Origin of the sequence: Micromonospora sp. NPDC092111, assembly GCF_044755745.1 — a bacterium.
In the GTDB taxonomy this organism is placed as follows: Bacteria; Actinomycetota; Actinomycetes; order Mycobacteriales; family Micromonosporaceae; genus Micromonospora.
Window position 1 is genome coordinate 152,068 of the sequence record NZ_JBIVRQ010000004.1, and the last position, 17,856, is coordinate 169,923.

Genomic DNA, 17,856 nt, shown 5'->3' on the forward strand with positions numbered 1-17,856 from the left:
TAGAGACGGGCGGAGGGTGTTTCCGGCAAGCTTGACGCATGACGCTGATCCTCCGCTCGGCCATCCTCAACGACGTCGGCCTCGTCCGCACCAACAACGAGGACTCCGCCCTCGCCGGTGAACGCCTGGTGGCGGTGGCGGACGGCATGGGTGGGCTCCCCGCCGGCGAGGTGGCCAGTGAGATCGTCATCCGGATCCTGGACGAGCTGGTCCCCCCCACCGTCGCGGACGAGGCCGCCGAGGCGCTGCGGGCCGTGGTCTCCACCGCCAACCGGCGCATCCGCGCCGCCATCTCCGCCGACCCGGCCCGCGACGGCATGGGTACGACGCTGACCGCCGCCCTGCTCGCCGGGGACACCCTGGTCCTCGCCCAGGTCGGCGACTCCCGCTGCTACCTGCTGCGCGACGGTGAACTGACCCAGCTCACCCGGGACGACACCTTCGTGCAGGCGCTGGTCGACCAGGGCACGCTCTCCCCCGACCAGGCCCGGCACCACCCGCAGCGGTCCCTGGTCACCCGGGCGGTGCAGGGCGCGGACGCGCCGCCCGCGATCGGTGTGCTGACCATGTTCGCCGGCGACCGGGTGCTGCTGTGCAGCGACGGGCTCTCCGACTACGTCGCCGACCAGGCGATCCACGCGGCGCTCACCACCTACCAGGACCGGCAGCAGTGCGGCGAGCAACTGGTCAAGCTGGCCCACCAGGCCGGCGCGCCGGACAACGTCACCGTCGTGGTCTCCGACGTGACCGGGGGCTGAACCGGACCAAACCGGGTTGCGGCGGGCGGTCGGCCGGGTTGGGATGGACGGATGCTCATCCGTCGCCTGGCCGCCGAGGAACGACTGACCACCAGCTTCCCGCTCCAGGCGTACGCCTTCGAGGCGTCCCCGTTGACCGCCGAGCGGGTCGAGGCGTTCCACCGCTACCTGCCGTACAACAAGGGCAACCGGACGCTGATCGTCGAGGAGGGGGGCGAGACCCGGGCCACCGCCAGCGCCGTCCCGATGCGGCAGAACCTGCGCGGCGCGGTGCTGCCGATGGCCGGGGTGGCCGGGGTCGCCACCCATCCGCTGGCCCGCCGGCAGGGGTACGTCCGCGCACTGTTGCGGCAGCTCCTCGACGAGATGCGCGACGGTGGGCACCCGCTGAGCGCGCTCTACCCGTTCCGGGCCAGCTTCTACGAGAAGTTCGGCTACGTGGGGCTGCCCCGGGCGCGTACCGTCCGGTTCTCCCCGGCCGACCTGGCCCCGCTGCTGCGCACCGCGCTGCCGGGCACCGTGAGCTGGGAACGGATCGGCACCGGGTACGCCCGCTTCCGGTCGTTCACCGAACGCTGCCTGCGGGAACGGCACGGCTTCGCGCTCTTCCCCGACTTCCGGGACGTCGGCCTACGGGACCGGGACGACCGCTGGCTGGTCACCGCGACGGTGGACGGCGGCGTGGTCGGCGCGCTCACCTACCGGATCGACGACCACGGTGGCGAACTGGTCGGCGACGACCTGCTCGCCACCGACCCGTACGCCCGCGCCCTGCTGTTGCAGTTCCTCGCCCGGCACGTCGACCAGGTGGACCGGATCAGCCTCCAGGTCCCCGCCGACGAACTGCCCGAACTCTGGCTGACCGACCTGGCCGTGCAGGTCGAGGCCCGGGTGTCCCGCCCCGGCTCGCTGGCCCCGATGGCCCGGCTGCTCAGCGTGGACTCCCTCGCCGGGCTCCCCGCCGGCCCCGGCCGGGTCCGGATCGAGCTGGTCGGGGACCGCTGGCTCGCCGGGACCCACCTGCTCGACGGGGCCACCGGCCACCTGGAGCTGACCTCCGGCGGCCCGGCACCGGAGGCGACCCTCACCGCGGCCGGGCTCTCCGCGCTGGCATACGGGGTGCTCGACCCGGCCGAGGTGCACATCCGGGGGCTCGGCGACATCGGACCGGAGGCGGCGACCGAGCTGCGCCGCCTCTTCCCCCGCGTCCTCCCCTACCTCTTCGCCGACTTCTGACCCTGCCCGCCGACGTCCAGCCCCGCCTCGCCCGACTTCTGCACGACCAGGCACAGAGCCGGGCCAGGCCCGGCCCGGCCCGGGCCGGGCCGGCCGGGCCAGGCACAGAGCCGGGCCAGGCGCAAAGCCGGGAGCCGTCCGAGGATCCGCGCACCCTGCACCTGGTGACCGCGCCCGCCCTCCCACCCGGGCTGGCCTTGCCAGGCGCAAAGCCGGGCCAGGCACAGAGCCGGGGCAGGCCGGGCCGGCGCAAAGCGGGGCCGGGCACAGAGCCGGGGCAGGCCGGGCCGGCGCAAAGCCGAGCCGCACCGCATGCCGAGCCGCACCGTGTGCCGCAAGGCGCCGCGTGCGAGCCGGTCCGGTCCGGTCCGGTTGTCAACGTCGACGGCGGGGTACCGTCCGCGGAATGCCGGAGTGGTTGCAAGCGGGGGCGTGGGGTCTGCTGGCCGGTTCCGCCCTGCTGATCGGGGCGGTCACCGGATTCTTCGCCCGGGTGCCCCGGAAGGTCGTCGCGTCGATCATGGCGTTCGGCGCGGGGGTGCTGCTCTCCGCCGTCTCGTTCGAGCTGATCGCCGAGGCGCACGAGCAGGGTGGCCTCCTACCGACCGCGATCGGGGCGGCGGCCGGGGCGCTGGCGTACACCGGGGCGAACGTGCTCCTCGCCCGACGGGGTGCCCGGCACCGCAAGCGTTCCGGCGACGAGCAGCCCTCCGAGCAGGAGCAGCCCGGCTCCGGCTCGGCGATCGCGGTGGGCGCGCTGCTGGACGGCGTACCCGAGTCGGTGGTGATCGGCGCGAGCCTGCTCACCGGCGGCCCGGTCAGCCTGGTCACCGTCGCCGCGGTCTTCCTCAGCAACGTGCCGGAGGGGCTGTCGAGCGCCGCCGGGATGCGCCAGGCCGGCCGCTCCCGGCGGTACGTCTTCCTGCTGTGGACGGCGATCGCCCTGATCAGCGGCGTGGCGGCGCTGCTCGGCTACACCCTGCTCGGCGGCGCGCCGCCGGAGGTGCTGGCCGCCATCACGGCGCTGGCGGCCGGCGCGATCCTCGCGATGATCACCGACACGATGGTGCCGGAGGCGTTCGAGGACGCCCACCTGCTGGTCGGCCTGATCACCGTCCTCGGTTTCCTGGTCGCCTTCGCCCTCTCCCACACCTGACCCACCCCTGTCCCCACCCGACCGCGCCCACCTCTGTCCCACCCGACCGCGCCCACCTCTGTCCCCACCCGACCGTGCCCGCCACCGGACCGCGACCCGCCACCCGCCACCGGACCGCGACCCGCCACCCATCCCCTGCCCCACCCGACCGCCACCCGCCGGTCACCGCCCGCCCGCAGCCCGCAGCCCGCAGCCCGCAGCAAGATCGTGCTACTTCCTGGTTGTAGTGGTCTCCTCGGGCAGGGACACCACTACAACCAGGAAGTAGCACGATCTTGCCGGCTTAGGACTGGGTTAATCCTCGACGGGCACCGACACCGGGGGACGGGACTCCTTCTAACATCGGCGGGTGCGCGTGAAGAGCCTCGTCGTCCTGCTCGCCCTCGGTGTCGCCACCGCCACCCTGCCCGCGTGCGGGCGCCCGGACGACCCCGGGGCGGGGCGTCCGGTGGCGGCGACGGCGGCCGTGCCGAGCGCCGTACCCTCGAACGGCACCGCGCCGAGCGGCAGCCCGCCGGCCCGGGTCGGGTTCGGCGGGCCGGGGCGGACCGCGTCGCCGAAGCCCGCCGACGCGGTGCCGAGGGCCGGGAATCCCCACGGCGGCGCGGCCGTGCCGGCGCAGGCGCGGGCGGTGGACACCTCCCGTCCGACCAGGACGGTCGGCAACGGCACGCCGGCCGGCTGCACCTCGGCGGCGGTGGTGCGGGCGGTCGCGGCCGGCGGGATCATCACCTTCGACTGTGGGCCGGACCCGGTGACGATCACCATGACGGCCACCGCCAAGGTGGTCAACCGGGTGGGCGGCCGGGTCGTCCTCGACGGCGGCGGGAAGGTGACCCTCTCCGGCGGTGGCAGCCGGCGCATCCTCTACCTGAACACCTGCGACGGCGCACAGAACTGGACCACCTCGCACTGCCAGAACCAGGACCACCCCACGCTCGTCGTGCAGAACCTGACCTTCCGGGACGGCAACTCCACCGGTGAACGGGCCGAGGGTGGCGGGGGTGGCGCGATCTTCGTCCGGGGCGGCCGGTTCAGGGTGGTCAACTCGCGCTTCGTCGACAACCGCTGCGACCGGACCGGCCCGGACCTGGGCGGTGCCGCCCTGCGGGTGCTCAGCCAGTACGACAACCAGCCGGTGTACGTGGTCAACAGCACCTTCACCGGGGGGATCTGCGCCAACGGGGCGGCACTGAGCAGCATCGGCGTCTCCTGGACGGTGCTGAACAGCGTGTTCCGCAACAACCGGGCGGTCGGCAGCGGCGCCAACCCGGCGCGGGGCGGCACTCCCGGCGGCGGCAGCGGCGGGGCGATCTACTGCGACGGGAACGCGTTCACCGTACGGATCGCCGGCACGATCATCGAGGACAACCGGGCCAACGAGGGCGGCGGCGCGATCTTCTTCGTCAGCAACGACCGCACCGGCACCATGCGGATCGAAGGCTCGACCCTGCGCCGCAACCCCAGCGCCGGCTTCGAGACGAAGGGTCTCCCCGGCATCTTCTTCCTCGGCGCCCGCGCACCCACGCTCACCACCTCCCACCTCACCTGACCCGGACTGGAGGCGGCACCACCAGGCTGGTGCAGCGGCGGGGCGGCCGTCGGGACCGTCCGGCCCCGACGGCGGGCCACCAGCTCCGGCGGCTCGGCGTACCGGAGTCGACCGCCCGTCAGGCGCGGCGGGACAGCAGCGCGGCGACCAGGCAGCCGAACGCGGCCACGTTGGTGAGCGTCCGGACCAGGTTCCACCGCACCCAGGGCACCTCGAAGGCCGCCCGCACCGAGGCGAGGTCGGCGATCCGGTCCACCGGCCCGGCCGCGTCGAGCCGGTCGTTGAGCGGCACGTTCAGCCGTATCGTGATCAGCAGGGTGCCGGCGTACAGCGCCAGCGCCGCGACCGTCCAGGCCAGCACCCGACCGCCGACGGTCAGGTGCAACGCGACGGCCAGGCCGATCAGCAGCACCGCGCCGAGGAACGCGGCGAGGAACCAGCCGTTGAGGATCCGCCGGTTGATCGACTGCATGGTGCCGACGAACGTCCGGTCGTCGACCGCGGAGAGCCCCGGCATGACCGCACAGGTGAACGCGAAGAAGAGCCCCGCCATGAGCCCGGTGGCCAGGGTGGCGGCGGCGAGGGAAAGAGTTCTCATGCCTCCATTCCAGCCGCCGACCGGGCCGGCGGCCATCGCTGGGCGACTCGTCGGCATACGTACGCGTCTGCCGCGGACGGCGGACAGCGGACAGCGACGGCGGACAGCGACGGCGGACGGCGACGGATCAGCCCGACGTGGCCAGAGCAAAAGCGGGCTAGGGCGAGGCGGGTCAGAACGAGGCCGGTCAGAACGAGGCCGGTCAGAACGAGGCCGGTCAGGGCGAGGTGGGCCAGAGCTAGGCGGGTCAGGGTGAGGTGGAGATGGCGGCGACCAGGCCGAAGCCACCGCAGCAGAGCACCCCGACCACGGCCAGCGTGACGAGCATGATGCTGTAGTTCGACCACATGCCGAACCTGGTCACGTCGGTGCCGTACCCGTCGTGGACGCGGTTGCGCCAGCCGCCGAAGCGGAACGACAGGTGGTGCAGGGCCCCGGGCTGCGCTACGAGCGTGGTGGTGATGACGGGGATGCCCATGAAGTCGGTGTACCGGATGTCGTGTGACCCCGCCGGAACGGCCACGTGCCAGGTGCCCTCGCCGGGGATCGGCACCGCCCGACCGTCGACCTTGAACCTGCTGGTGGTCGGGGCGGGCACGAGGTACGGCCCACGGTTGACCGAGACGGCCAGCACCGCGTGGCCCGGGGGCGGGGAGATCGGGTGGGGGTAGGCGGTCAGCGGCGTCACCGCGCCGGGCATGGGTGGGTGTGACGGATAAGGAGGGTACGACACCGCCACATCCTGGCACGGACCCGCACCTCCGCCGGCCCGCCGGAGATCACGAATTGGACGCTCGACGGAAGCAGCGAACGGTCGGCAGCGCCGAGTGACGACACGGTGGTCGGCAGCGCCGAATCCGGATCGGGACTCGTCGGCCGTCGCCCCCGCCGTCGCGGCACCCGACGCTGATTTTGCACTTCTCTTTCCATTCCCCCACCTCGTCAGAACCGACCACGCACGCGTGGCCGCGCATCCGGCGCATGGGCGACAATATCCGTCTATATCAAACTGGCTGGTTGCGGGCACCGCCGGGCGCACCTCGTCGCTGCCCGCCCCATCCGCGAACGGTGCGGACCGGCGGCGTACCGCAATGCCGCCGCCCGGTGGATTACGAGCCGGCCGAAATCCCACGGGTCGTCGGCGGCGGAAGCGGGTGGCGCGGCGCGGCGCGGTGGCTACCCGGCGGCGGAAGTCGGGGCGGTGATCGCTTGCAGGAGCCTGGGTAGCGCGGACGGGTCGCCGGTGACGACGAGACTCCCATCGGACACGGCGGCGTCGAGCATGGTCGGATCGGCGAGCAGCGCGTTCAGTGTTGCGGGGTCGGTGCGGAAATCGACCTCTGCGCTGGTGGGTTCGCCGGGCTCGACCTGCACCTGGCCCTCGGCGGCGCGCAGTGTCCACACCCGGTCGTCGAGCTGGACGCGGTACGTGGTGGGGGGCGCTTCCGGGTCGGGATGCGCGGCTCCGCGCAGATAGAGCAGGACGGAGGTGGCGCTGAGGGTCGGCGCGGGTGGTAGCGGGACGCGGAGACCCCAGCCACCCAGGGCCAGTACGACCGGTTCCAGCTCGCGGCCCCAGTCGGTCAGTTCGTAGACCCACGAACCGGCCGGCGGGGGTAGTTTCCGGCGGCGGATCACGCCGCGGCCGTCGAGCTCGCGAAGCCGGTCGGAGAGCAGGTTCGAACTCGCGCCGGCCAGCGCGCGCCGCAGGTCGGAGAAGCGTTGCGGTCCGAGGAGCAGCTCGCGTACGACCAGCAGCGCCCAGCGTTCCCCGACGACGTCGAGTGCGCGGGCTATCCCGCAGGCGTCTCCGTAGCTACGGCTCGTGGGCATGACCGCCTCCGCCGACTTCCCTCCACTTTGGTTCAAACTTACTACAAGCAGGTTGTTTTAAACAACCACGGTGGTTATGGTGATGACTCCAGCCAGGTCGACGTACAGCGAGGGCTGTGCCCGGCCGAACACCGTCGAGGCCGGGCGAGCGGCGCGGAAAGGATCGATCATGGGGCAGCCGGTTGTGCACTTCGAGATCATCGGGAACGATCCGAAGAACCTGCGTGCGTACTACGGCGACCTGTTCGGGTGGGAGTTCGACACGAGCGGTCCGGTCGCGGAGGCGATCTCCCAGCCGGGCAACTACGGGTTCGTGCACAGCGACACCGCCGGCGAGGGGGTCGGGATCCCCGGCGGTGTCGGTGGAGGCGAGGGCTACCAGGGTCACGTCGTCTTCTACATCAGCGTTCCCGACGTAGAAGCGGCGCTGCGAAAGGCTGAAAGCCTCGGCGGGACGCGACGGATCGGCCCCGTTCAGGCGCCGGGTTCGCCCCTCGTGGTCGGCCACTTCACCGACCCCGAGGGCAACCTGATCGGCGTTGCCGGAACGGCGTAGCCGTCGGCGCCGACCGTCCACGATCGCGAACGGTCGGGGCCGCACCTCATCGGCTACTTGCCTCCCGGGGCCTGCCCAGCTCGAAAGTAGCGCTGCCTCTTCGCCAGGTTCAGCCCCGGTACAGCAGTGGCGGCCCGGGGCAGGATGTCCCGGGCCGCCACTGTCTGGGCGGGTCCTACTTGAACAGGAAGTTCGCCGAATGGGTGGTGCCGTCGATCAACGTGACCTCCAGGCGTCCACAGCTACTCGCCAGAGACTTGTCCGTCTTCCAGACGTACTGGTACTGCTTGCTGACCGGGTCGTACGTCAGGGTGCTCGCGCCTGCGGTCGCCGTCTGCACGGCCACCTCCTGCGTGGTCGACGTACCGCACACCGTCGCACGCAGCTTGGGAGAGCCCACGGCGAGGATGTCCAGACCCTGGTCACCACCGAGGCCGAACTTCACCGGAACAGCGCTGCCGGCCTTGACGGCGTTGACCTTGTCGGCGCTGACCGGCGCGGCGAAGGGCCGCCAGTCGTACACCACCTGGTAGGTGACGCTGACCGGGGCGGCCTTGTTGCCGGCGCGGTCCCGACCGCCCGCGCAGGTGGCGGTGAAGAACCCGACGCGCGGTCCACCGGTGACGGACAGGGCGGCGACGGTTGCCACGCCGCTGGCGTCGTCGGTGGTCGAGCAGCCCGGCGTCACCGACGTGCCGAGCGTGATCTGCTGGCCCTGGCCGACCCCGGTGACCTTCACGGTCGGCGGCGTCACGTCCTCGTCCTCGGTGACCGCCTTGTATGCGTTGACCAGCCCGTAGCCGAAGAACCCGTTGACCTTCGGGTTGTCCGGGTCGACCTTGCACCGGCCCTGGGTGTAGTCGGTGCCGGAGGTGGGGCAGGCCAGCGGGATGGCCTGCTTGCGCAGCAGTTCCGCGAGGTAGTCGGGAGTGGCCCCGGGGTGCTTCGACGCCAGCAGCGCGGCGACGCCAGCGACGTGCGGTGAGGCCATCGAGGTACCGGACAGCGTCCGGTAGCTGGCCACCCCCGTCGAGGGCGAGGTGGAGTAGATGCCCGAACCGGGCGCGGCCACGTCCACGACCCCCAGACCGAAGCTGCTGAACGACGAGCGTGCCGGCTGCGTGGTCAGGCCCGGGTACCACGGTCCGACGGCGTTCGCGGGAGCGGCGGGCTGGGTGGTCGACGACACCGACACCACGTTGGGCAGCTCCGTCGGCAGGTTGAGGCAGCTCGGGTCGAGGGTACGCCGGATCGGGGTGGTGTCGTCCGGGCTAGTGGAGTCGACCGTCTTGTTGGCGAGGTCCTGGTTCTCGTTGCCCGCCGCCGCGACGTTCAGGATGCCGTGCTCGGTGGTGTAGTTCACCGCGCGTCGGACCGCCTCGACCACCGGCGCCTGGTCGGGCTGGCTCTCACACCAGTAGAGCCACGGGTCGATGTAGTAGCTGTTGTTCGTGATCTGGATGTCGTGCTGGGCCGCCCATACGAACCCGCAGATCGCGTACTCCGGGTAGATGAACCCGGAGGAGTTGACGACCTTGATGGCCGCCAGCTTCACGCCGGGCGCGACGCCAGCGATACCGACGTCGTTCTTCGCCGACGCGATGGTCCCGGCCACGTGCGTTCCGTGGTAATCGGCGGTGAGGCTGGTGGGTCGCCAGGCGCCCGGCGTGGTGTCCGGAGCGCCGGTGCCGACGCAGTTCACCGACTTCGACTGATCCACCACCGGGGCAAGGTCCTGGTGGTTGGCGTCGATGCCGTCGTCCAGCACGCCGACGGTGACCGTCGAGCTGCCCAGGTTGACCTCGTGGGCCGCGCGGGCACCGATGAGGATCATGTCGCTCTGCCGGGTCGCGTTCTCCAATGCGTCCGGCACGTACGCGTCGACGTCCTCGGTCTCCTCTGCCATGGCGGGCAGGGCAGCGGTCCGGGTCGTCCCGGCGGAGTGGACGGCAGCGCCGTGCGCGACGGCCCTCACCTTCTCGGCGAAGGCGGCGTCGGTGGAACGGGCGATGACCACGCCGATCTGCGCGTACGAGACCATCACCTGGCCGCCGGCCTCGGTGACCGCGGTGGCGGCATCCGCCGTCCGGGCCCTGTCGACGGCGTTGACGACGTAGCTGAGGGTGGGACCGTCCGCCGCCGCGGCGCTCGGCGCGAGGAACGCGCCGAATGCCGCGACGAGACTGGTCGTTGTGGTGACGATGAGGGTTCGTCTGCGCAACCTGGAGTGCATTCCGGGCCTTTCGGAAGGGTGAAGGGGGGGGCACCCGATCTTGAGTTGAGCGATAATATGGCAGATTCTCCACATCACACACTCCGCTGGGCGGCTGGCGGGCTCGCCCAGGTAAACGCATACCTCCTGGCAGGTCGGGTGGCTGCCAATCGGTCTTGTCGGCATTTCCACGTCCGCCAGACACGCGCGGGTGGCGACCAATTTCGAAGCGGATATGCCGCAGCGTCATATTTATGCCGGGAAGGCATACCGGCGTCCGGGCGTGGTGTCGGCCGGCACGGGAGGTTGGTGCCGAATCTCCGTTTCCGTGGGCCCGCCACCCCCAACCGCCACTGACACCACTGCGCGTCAAGCGCCGGCGCCGCCTGCCGACTGGGACGAACCGACGGCGGTCTCCCGCACCGCCGGCTCGGATCGCCGGCCCGGCTGGTCCGGCCGGTCCCCGTCCAACCGGTTCCGTTCCCGATCGGCCGGTCCCGGGCGGACGGCCAGGAGGGCGGCGCCAAGGCAGAGTGCCGCCGCGAGCAGCAACGGCAGTCGGCGGTCCAGCAGAATGAGGGCCGCGCCCACCGGGGTGGCGACGGCAACCGGCGCGAAGAGCAGGGTGCTCGCGGTCGCGGAGACCCGGCCGAGCAGGGCCTCGGGGGTTCGGGTCTGGATCGCGGTCATGGCGGCCACCAGGGTCCAGGGCAGGCCCAGTCCGACGAGGACGGAGCAGCCGATCGCCGCCGGCCACCACGGGATGCAGCGGGCCACGGTGCCGACGGCGAACAGCACCGCGCCGAGCGCGCCGACAGCGAGGGCGCCTCGGGTACGGAGGAGCCGGCCGACGATCAGACCGCCCAGCAGCGACCCGGCGCCCTGTGCCGAGGCCAGTACGCCGACGAAGGTGGCCGGCCGGTGCAGGTCCTCGATGATGACGGCGTACACGGCGGCGGTGGTCAGCCCGGACATCGCGATGGTGAGCGAGCCGATCAGGACGGTGATCCGCAGTTCGGGAAGCGACCAGAGGAACCGGATGCCCTCCCGGATCCGTCCGGTCGACCGTCCCGCCGCCTCGGGCTCGGCCGTCGCCGCCCGGGGCTCCGGCGTTGTTCCGGGCCCGGGTGGGCGGATCCGGACCAGCGGGTAGAGCGCGGCGGCGACCGCCAGCGTCCCGGCGGTCACCACGGCGACCGAGTGGCCTCCCCACCAGGTGAACAGCCCGGCACCGACCAGCGGCGCGACCAGTTTCACCCCTTCCTGCGCGCTCACCCGCAGCCCGTTGACGTTGCCGAGGGCGTCCGGTGGCAGGGCCGCGGGCAGCAGGGCCGCCTCACCGGCGTCGACCAGCACGAAGCTGACGCCGTAGCCGAGCATCACGGCGTAGATGAGCCACACCTGCGCTTCCGCGCGGACGGCGAGCAGCGACAGCACGGTGGCCGCGGTGACCAGGTGGGTCCAGATGATCAGTCGTCGGCGGGGGAGCCGGTCCACGATAGCGCCGAGGGCCGGACCCGCCAGCGTGGGGACGAAGAGGAAGAGCCCGGCGAGCGCGGCCAGGCTGCTGGACCCGGTGAGTTCCAGCACCCAGACCCCGGCAGCCAGCAGCATGAGGGCGCTGCCGAAGCCAGAGAGCAGGGAGATGCCGACGAACAGCAGCGTGTTCCGGTCGCTCGTGATGCCCTGTCGTTTCGCCCGCACGAGTGTCTCCCCGAGTGGTTGAGTCTCAGCGACTCACATCCTCGGGTCAACTGCCGTCGATGTCAATCAGAACCTTAGTCAGTGCGGCTCAACTCTGGCCGGTGTTCGTCGGTGTGGCCGCGTCGACCGCCCGGCGAAGCCGGTCCAGGGCCGCCGGCAGCGGTGCCGGCAGCCGGTCGATCGGGATCGCCCCGAGATCGTCGATCACCTGGCTGGCCAGGGCGAACAGCGCGCCAGGGTCGGCCGAACCGGCCAGCGCGAGGGTGCTCCGGGCCAGGCCCGCCCGGGGGTGTCGGCCGTCCCAGTCGGGGTCCGCGCACAACTGCCCGTGTACGGCGCGGACCGCCGCGCGGAGCTGCCCGATCGGTACGCCAAACGGTGCATCAACAGATCGTTGACGCTGCCGATCGCCGCGCACCCGCTCCGGGTCCCGGGTCGCCGCGCCGGACAACCGCAGCCAGCGCTGCTCGGCGGCCTGGCGACTGGCCAGCCCGAGCGATCCGGCGATCTGCCCCCAGCTCGCCCGCTGTTCCCGGGCGGATTCGATGAGCTGCCGCTCGGCGTCGTCGAGGCGCGCCCGTACCGCGCCGAGCAGTCGCAGCGCCGCCAGCGACTCCGCTCGTCCGACATCCGCCCCGTACGCGGCGGCGAGCACCGCCGGGTAGTCATCGAGCAACCGCCATTCCGTCGCCGCCTCACCGGGCTGGCCCGCACGTCGCATGGCCCCATCGTGCGGAACCCGACGAGCCATGTCAACGATTCGTTGACGAGATGGTCGCCGCGAACCTGCCGTCGCGGGCGCTGCGGCTGCGCTGCTCCTGGGCCGCCGCCCGGGCCCGCCGCGCCCATCGATCTCGTCAACGTCTCGTACGCGTTTGGTGAACCTATCCGGCTCACGAGCGCCGGGGGCGCCGGTCGTCACGGTGTATGCACCACCGGGGGGTGGGAGATGATCCCCGGCATGACGATGATCGGCCGGGCCCAGGAGTTCAGCGACGTCCTCGCCGCAGTGCGCGATCCACAGACGAACGTGGTCCTGATCACCGGCGAGGCCGGCGTGGGCAAGACCCGGCTGCTCGACGCCGTGTCCACGTCTCTCCCGGCCGTCCGCGCCTGGGGCACGCGAGGGCTGTCGCACGTCCCACTGGCGGCTCTGGCGCACCTGGTCGACCCTGCCACGACGTCACTCGCGGAGATGGTCGCCCAGGTGCTCCGAGCGGTCCCAGCCGGAGCGGTGCTCGCCGTCGACGACCTGGACGGGTGCGACGAGGTCTCCCTGGCCGTCGCGGTGCGGGTCGCCCGCGACGCCGGTCGCACACTGGTCGGTACCGTGCGGACCGCCGACGGTCGCGTGCCGCCCGCCGTGGCCGAACTCGCGGCGTCGTCGAGCACCGTGGTCCTGCCGATTGCGCCGTTCGACCGGACATCGACGGAGAAGCTCGTCGACGCGCTGCTCGACGGCCCGGTGGACGCCGGGGTGGTCGACGACGTGTGGCGGCGGACCGGCGGGAATGCCCTGTTCGTCACCCAGTTGCTCGACGGCGCGCGGCGCTCCGGCGCGTTGCACCGTTCGGCGGTCGGCTGGCACGCCGTCGGGCCGCTCCCGGTCCCCACCGGGCTGCGCAGCCTCCTGCCGACCCGCCTGGCGGGCCTGCCCGACGACGCCGTCGCCGCCGCCCGCTTCCTGGCCGCCACCGGCCGGGCGCACGACGACGAGATCGCACAGGCCGGGCACCTCGCCGGAACCGAGCACCTGGTCACCCACGGGATCGCGGTCTGGACGGCCGAGACCGCGCGGTTCGTCCACCCGTTGTTCGCCGAGGTGCTGTGGGACGGGCTGTCGCCCGCCCGCCGGCGGGCGGTGCTCCGCGAGCACCTCGCGGTCGCCCGGACCCTCGCGCCGCACGACCACGTGCGGTGCACCGTGCTGAGCCTGGACGCCGGAGAGGCCGCAGAGCCGGGGCCGCTGCTGGCCGCGGCGCGGGTCGCCGCCGGGGGCGGCGCGACAGACGTCGCGGTACGGCTGGCCCGGGCGTGCCTCGACCGGGTCCCCGAAGTCTGGACCGCCCACCCTGAGGTCGCCGTCGGTGCCGCCCTCGTCCTCGCGGTCAACCTCTGGGAGACCGGGCGTGCCGACGAGGCCGTGGCCGTCCTGCGCGACGCGCTGGACCACACCCCACCCGGCAAGGACGCCGCCCTGCTCGCCGTGACCCTGCACAAGGTGATCCTCTGGGGCCGCTACGACCTGCCCGCCGCCCGGGAGGTGCTGCGGCAGCAGTCCGCCCGGTATCCGGCCGGTGCACCGGTCGGAGCCCTGTTCGCGGTCGCCGAGGCCGACGCCCTGGCATACGCCGGGTTCCCGGACGAGGCGCTGGCGCTCGCGTCCGTCATCGGGGACGGCGCCAAGCTGCCGCTGCCGGTCCGGACCATGCTGGCGACGAGCCGCAGCAACGCGCTGGCCCACATCGGACAGACAGGCGAGGCGGTCGCCGTCGTCGAGGAACTGCTCGACCAGGTCACGGCCGCCGGGCCGGAGGCGGCTGCCGGGACCCGCGACAAGCTGCTCGTGTACGCGAGCCACGCGCTGCGCGAGCACGGTCGGCTCGACGACGCCGCACACACCGCCGAGCGTGCGTACCACAGCGCGCTGGCCGACGGCGTCGTCTTCGAGCGCGCCTGGGCCGCCGTGTGCGTCGGCGCGGCCCGGTTGCAGGCGGGGCACCTGGACGATGCGACGCTCTGGGCGCGGCGGAGCCTCGTGACCTCGGTGGCCGCCGGGATGACCGACTGCACCCGGGTCAGCCTGTCCGTGCTGACGGTGGCCCACGGCTCACGCGGTCTGACCCCGGAACCGGCGTGGGTGACCCACCTGCGCTCGCCACAGGCGGGCCTGGGGTTCCTGCGCCACACCGTCCCGATCGCCCTGGGCTGGGCCGCGTACGCCGAGGGTCACCACGCCCTGGCCCGCGACCTGCTGCGGCAGGGCCAGGCCAGAGCCGCGCAGGAACGGGCGGTGGCAGCCGAGTCCTGGATCCTGCACGAGCGCCTCCGGATGCACGACGGCACCGGGGTACGCGCCCGGCTCACGTCGCTCGCCGTCGGGTCCCCGGTCGGCGCGGCGCGGCTGGCCCTGGCCACCGGGCTGGAACGTGCCCGCCCCGAGACCCTGCTGGAGGCCGCGGTGGCCTTCGAGGCCGTCGGTTCGCCCCTGTACGCGGCGGAGGCCGCAGCGGCGGCGGCCCGGTGCGCGTCCGGTCGGGCCGCGGCTGCGGCCCGACGACGGGCCGACGAGCTTGCGCACGAGGTGGGTGACCCGCCCACCCCCCTGCTGGGCCGGTCACCCGTGCCCGCCGACCCGCTGACCTCCCGTGAGCGCCTCGTCGCCGAGCTGGCCGCGGGCGGGGCGACGAACGCCGAGATCGCCGAGCGCCTGGTCCTGTCGGTGCGGACGGTGGAGAACCACCTGTCCCGTGCCTATGCGAAGCTCGGGATCACCTCCCGGGGTGACCTCGCCCGGTACGGGATTCCGCACCGGTAGGCACCCTGTCCGTTAGCGGTGCGATTGTCGGTGGCGGTGTGATTGTCCGGTGGCGGGGCGGCGGGCGTCGGCGACGACAGCCGCACCGCCGTCGGACAGCAGCGGTCTCAGCAGGTACCGCCGCCGGCGCCGCAGCCTCCGCTGCCGGGGGCCCCGCCGCCGGTCGCCCCGTCGAGCGGATTGGGCAGGTCGGGGCGGGTCTCCGGCGCGGCGGTGTTCCAGCCGGCCCCGACGACCATCGCCCCGACGTGGGTGCTGATGTCGTCACCCGAGAACAGGGAGATCAGGTCCCGGTGACGCAGGGCCGCCTTGACGTCGTCGTCGGTCAGGACGCCGACCACGGAGGGTGCGTCCTGGACCGGGGTGACCGTCGCGCCCTTCATCGTGAGCAGCTTCTTGAGCGCGGCGGCCGCCTCCGTGTGCGAGAGCCAGGCCGTGCCGGGCAGGGCCGGGCCGGTGCCCTCCTCGCCGGTGGTCATCGCATCGGTGCAGTTCTCACCCTTGGCGTCGCACTTCTGGGTCTTGGTGGTCGAGGAGGTCTCCTTGCCGTTCTTGTCGACCGTCCGCTCGGTGTGGGTCTTCGTCGTCCCGGTGACCTTGCCGTTCTTGTCGCGCTCGTAGTCGGTGGTGTCCTTCGTGATCGTCGTGCTGCCGTCCTTGTTTCCCGTGTGGATGGTCTCCGTCTCCTTGACGACGTTCCCGTTCCCGTCGCGCTGCGTCCGCTCGGTGTGGTACCTGCCGCTCAGGTCGTAGTACGCCTCGTCGGTCGACTCCCCTGCCTTGTTCAGCTCCGGGTCGTAGTACTCGGTCCGGCTGCTCGACGTGCACAGCTCCTCGCACCCCGGCGTGCCGGGAAAGGTTCTCGACGAGGACCCGTCGCCGTACTCGGTGACCCTCGTCTCCTTGTCGGTGCCCGTGCTCTTCTCGCCGCCGTGGCTGGCCGCCCACCAGGCGGTCACGCCGTCGTACGCGCCGTACCAGCTGCCGTTGAACCGGCCGAGGTCGATCCCCAGATTCTTGCCGCCGCTGTCGAGGGTCAGGCCGAAGGTCAGGCCGGCCTTCCAGGGCGCTTCGACGCCGAGGCCCTTGAGCAGCCCGTCGTCGATCCCGGCGAGCGCGAGGCTGCCCCTACGGGTGGGAATCCCGAAGACCTGCGACGGAAGGCTCGGCTCGCCACCCCCGGGCAGGTCCTGCAGGTGGAGCCACTTCTTTTCGAGGCCCTTGACGATGTCCTCCGGGAACACGGCCCAGGTGCCGTACCCGAGCGCGTAGGTCGGCAGCTTCCCGTCGAACGTCGCGCCCAGGACAAGGGACAGCGGCGGGGTGCTGGCCGGGTCGAGCGGGTCGTAGCCGAGGGCGATCTCGTCGGCGTCGGCCACCCCGTCGCCGTCGGAGTCCACGACCCCCAACGCCAGATAGCAGGCGGACAGGTCGCACACCCGCAGGTCGGAGAGCCTGTCGCCGCGTCGACCGTCGTCGGCGCTGGCCGACGAGGCGAGGATCGTAGGGAGCAGAAGGGCACCGCAGGTCAGGGTCGTCAGTGCGCGCCGGAACCACGTATTGGAGGAAGTGACGGATTGAGAGGACATCATGGGTGCGAACCTAAGGAACCGTCGCAGGCACGTCCTGAGTAGTGCGTACTCAAACGTGCGCCGCCCGCGCCGTGATCGCCTCAGGCCGCCGCGTTGCGGGGCTCGAAGCCCACGTCGGGGCTGACTTTCAAACCCGTGGTGGGCCGGAGGTACCACCATGCGAACCGCAGTACGACGATCGTCGGTGAGCCGCTTCCACTCAGGTTGGCCGGTCCAAGGGCGTCAGGCCGATGATCCTCGGGCGGCCACTGTCAGGACGCCGCGAGCAGTCGGATCTCGCAGCGGACGCCGCTGGCCTTGGCGAGCCGACCATCACCGGTCACGAGTGGGCAGGCCATCAACTCCGCCGCCGCGACGTAAGCCGCGACGTACGCCGTGACATTGCCCCGCAACTGCCACATCCGGTCAAGCAGCATAGCGACGCCAACCTCATCGATGACCAACGAAGGCAGAGTGTCGATCGCCTCCTGCGCCCGAGCAAGGGCGAGCTTCCCCCCGAGGACCTTGCCTCTGATCACGGACATGACCTCGACCAGAAGATGGCTCGGCGCGGCCCAGTGCGGATCTCCGGTCAGTTCCGCCCGCGCCGCGTCGCCGACCGGCCCGTCGTCAACCAGGGCATCGGCCAGAACCGACGCGTCCACGACGATCACGCGGCGCTTCCCCACGGTCCGCGCTGCTCCCGCTGGTCATTCAACTCGGCGGCACTCTCCCCCGGCAGGGAGCGAGCACCGTCCGATCGGCCGGCGAAGCGATCAAGGGCCGCCGTGTTGCGCAACCGTCGAGCCTGCGTCTCCACCAACTCCAGCAGGTACGCCTGGAGTGACTGCCCGCGCGCCTTGGCCTGGGCCGCCAGGGCGTCTCGCACGTCTTCCGGCACGTCCCGAATCTGGAGAGCAACCATGCATTCATTATGCATGCAGCATCGCTCACTTGCCAGGGAAACTCGAACCCTCGATCAACCGGTTCGAATGGCGACTGCAGCAAGGCCAGAAACCGCAGGTCAGAGAAGTGCGTGGGCCGCCTGGGACTCGAACCCAGAACCTAAGGATTAAAAGTCCTCAGCTCTGCCATTGAGCTAACGGCCCGCTGGCTCAGAGGCTACCCGAACGCCACCCCCG

15 protein-coding genes and 1 tRNA gene are annotated in these 17,856 nt (G+C 72.1%); 6 read left to right on the top strand and 10 right to left on the bottom strand.

Annotated features, from left to right (window positions below; all coding sequences use genetic code 11):
* Positions 1 to 38 precede the first annotated feature (38 nt).
* The 4 genes from ACIQG9_RS11295 (at position 39) to ACIQG9_RS11310 (ending at position 4,702) form a co-directional block, all read left to right on the top strand.
* Positions 39 to 758 carry a PP2C family protein-serine/threonine phosphatase gene (locus tag ACIQG9_RS11295; RefSeq protein WP_400400398.1) on the top strand — a complete coding sequence of 240 codons (720 nt, stop codon included), beginning with the start codon at positions 39 to 41 and terminating at the stop codon, positions 756 to 758.
* 51 nt (positions 759 to 809) lie between these two features.
* Entirely contained in the window at positions 810 to 1,994 is a 1,185-nt protein-coding gene (gene eis / locus ACIQG9_RS11300) for an enhanced intracellular survival protein Eis (protein WP_400400401.1), read from the top strand.
* Between the two features lie 406 nt (positions 1,995 to 2,400).
* Positions 2,401 to 3,150 carry a ZIP family metal transporter gene (locus tag ACIQG9_RS11305; RefSeq protein WP_400400404.1) on the top strand — a complete coding sequence of 250 codons (750 nt, stop codon included), beginning with the start codon at positions 2,401 to 2,403 and terminating at the stop codon, positions 3,148 to 3,150.
* A 355-nt stretch (positions 3,151 to 3,505) separates the two neighbouring features.
* The gene (locus tag ACIQG9_RS11310) at positions 3,506 to 4,702 is read left to right on the top strand and encodes a hypothetical protein (RefSeq protein WP_400400952.1); all 1,197 of its coding nucleotides are present in this window, start codon (positions 3,506 to 3,508) and stop codon (positions 4,700 to 4,702) included.
* A 118-nt stretch (positions 4,703 to 4,820) separates the two neighbouring features.
* On the opposite strand, the gene ACIQG9_RS11315 is transcribed toward ACIQG9_RS11310, so the two are convergent.
* The 3 genes from ACIQG9_RS11315 to ACIQG9_RS11325 form a co-directional block, all read right to left on the bottom strand.
* Complete coding sequence (locus ACIQG9_RS11315; protein ID WP_400400407.1) at positions 4,821 to 5,300, bottom strand: DUF1772 domain-containing protein; 480 nt, start codon at positions 5,298 to 5,300, stop codon at positions 4,821 to 4,823.
* A gap of 247 nt (positions 5,301 to 5,547) precedes the next feature.
* Positions 5,548 to 6,033 (bottom strand): hypothetical protein, encoded by a 486-nt coding sequence (locus ACIQG9_RS11320; protein ID WP_400400410.1) that lies wholly within the window; start codon positions 6,031 to 6,033, stop codon positions 5,548 to 5,550.
* A 443-nt stretch (positions 6,034 to 6,476) separates the two neighbouring features.
* Positions 6,477 to 7,133: a winged helix-turn-helix transcriptional regulator gene (locus ACIQG9_RS11325; protein WP_400400412.1), complete on the bottom strand. Its 657-nt coding sequence runs from the start codon at positions 7,131 to 7,133 to the stop codon at positions 6,477 to 6,479.
* Positions 7,134 to 7,302: 169 nt separating this feature from the next.
* Here ACIQG9_RS11325 and ACIQG9_RS11330 point away from each other — a divergent pair, with 169 nt between their 5' ends.
* Entirely contained in the window at positions 7,303 to 7,689 is a 387-nt protein-coding gene (locus ACIQG9_RS11330; RefSeq protein WP_400400415.1) for a VOC family protein, read from the top strand.
* A gap of 175 nt (positions 7,690 to 7,864) precedes the next feature.
* On the opposite strand, the gene ACIQG9_RS11335 is transcribed toward ACIQG9_RS11330, so the two are convergent.
* The 3 genes from ACIQG9_RS11335 to ACIQG9_RS11345 form a co-directional block, all read right to left on the bottom strand.
* On the bottom strand, positions 7,865 to 9,910 hold the full coding sequence (locus ACIQG9_RS11335) for a S8 family serine peptidase (protein ID WP_400400418.1): 2,046 nt from the start codon (positions 9,908 to 9,910) through the stop codon (positions 7,865 to 7,867).
* Positions 9,911 to 10,270: 360 nt separating this feature from the next.
* Entirely contained in the window at positions 10,271 to 11,605 is a 1,335-nt protein-coding gene (locus tag ACIQG9_RS11340) for an MFS transporter (protein WP_400400421.1), read from the bottom strand.
* Positions 11,606 to 11,693: 88 nt separating this feature from the next.
* A complete protein-coding gene (locus ACIQG9_RS11345; RefSeq protein WP_400400424.1) occupies positions 11,694 to 12,326 on the bottom strand; it encodes a hypothetical protein in 633 nt (210 codons plus the stop codon).
* Between the two features lie 240 nt (positions 12,327 to 12,566).
* On the opposite strand from ACIQG9_RS11345, the gene ACIQG9_RS11350 reads away from it, so the two are divergent.
* Positions 12,567 to 15,143 (top strand): LuxR C-terminal-related transcriptional regulator, encoded by a 2,577-nt coding sequence (locus ACIQG9_RS11350; RefSeq protein WP_400400427.1) that lies wholly within the window; start codon positions 12,567 to 12,569, stop codon positions 15,141 to 15,143.
* Positions 15,144 to 15,250: 107 nt separating this feature from the next.
* Here the strand turns inward: ACIQG9_RS11350 and ACIQG9_RS11355 are convergent, their stop codons facing one another.
* The 4 genes from ACIQG9_RS11355 to ACIQG9_RS11370 all read right to left on the bottom strand — a co-directional run bounded on the left by ACIQG9_RS11355 (position 15,251) and on the right by ACIQG9_RS11370 (position 17,823).
* Positions 15,251 to 16,582: a thrombospondin type 3 repeat-containing protein gene (locus ACIQG9_RS11355; protein WP_400400429.1), complete on the bottom strand. Its 1,332-nt coding sequence runs from the start codon at positions 16,580 to 16,582 to the stop codon at positions 15,251 to 15,253.
* A 404-nt stretch (positions 16,583 to 16,986) separates the two neighbouring features.
* Positions 16,987 to 17,403: a type II toxin-antitoxin system VapC family toxin gene (locus ACIQG9_RS11360; RefSeq protein WP_400400431.1), complete on the bottom strand. Its 417-nt coding sequence runs from the start codon at positions 17,401 to 17,403 to the stop codon at positions 16,987 to 16,989.
* Positions 17,385 to 17,639, bottom strand: coding sequence for a FitA-like ribbon-helix-helix domain-containing protein (locus ACIQG9_RS11365; protein ID WP_400400434.1), 255 nt, complete (start codon positions 17,637 to 17,639; stop codon positions 17,385 to 17,387). Before ACIQG9_RS11365 ends, ACIQG9_RS11360 begins: the two co-directional genes overlap by 19 nt.
* A gap of 112 nt (positions 17,640 to 17,751) precedes the next feature.
* Positions 17,752 to 17,823 (bottom strand) — tRNA-Lys (locus ACIQG9_RS11370).
* Positions 17,824 to 17,856: the final 33 nt, after the last annotated feature.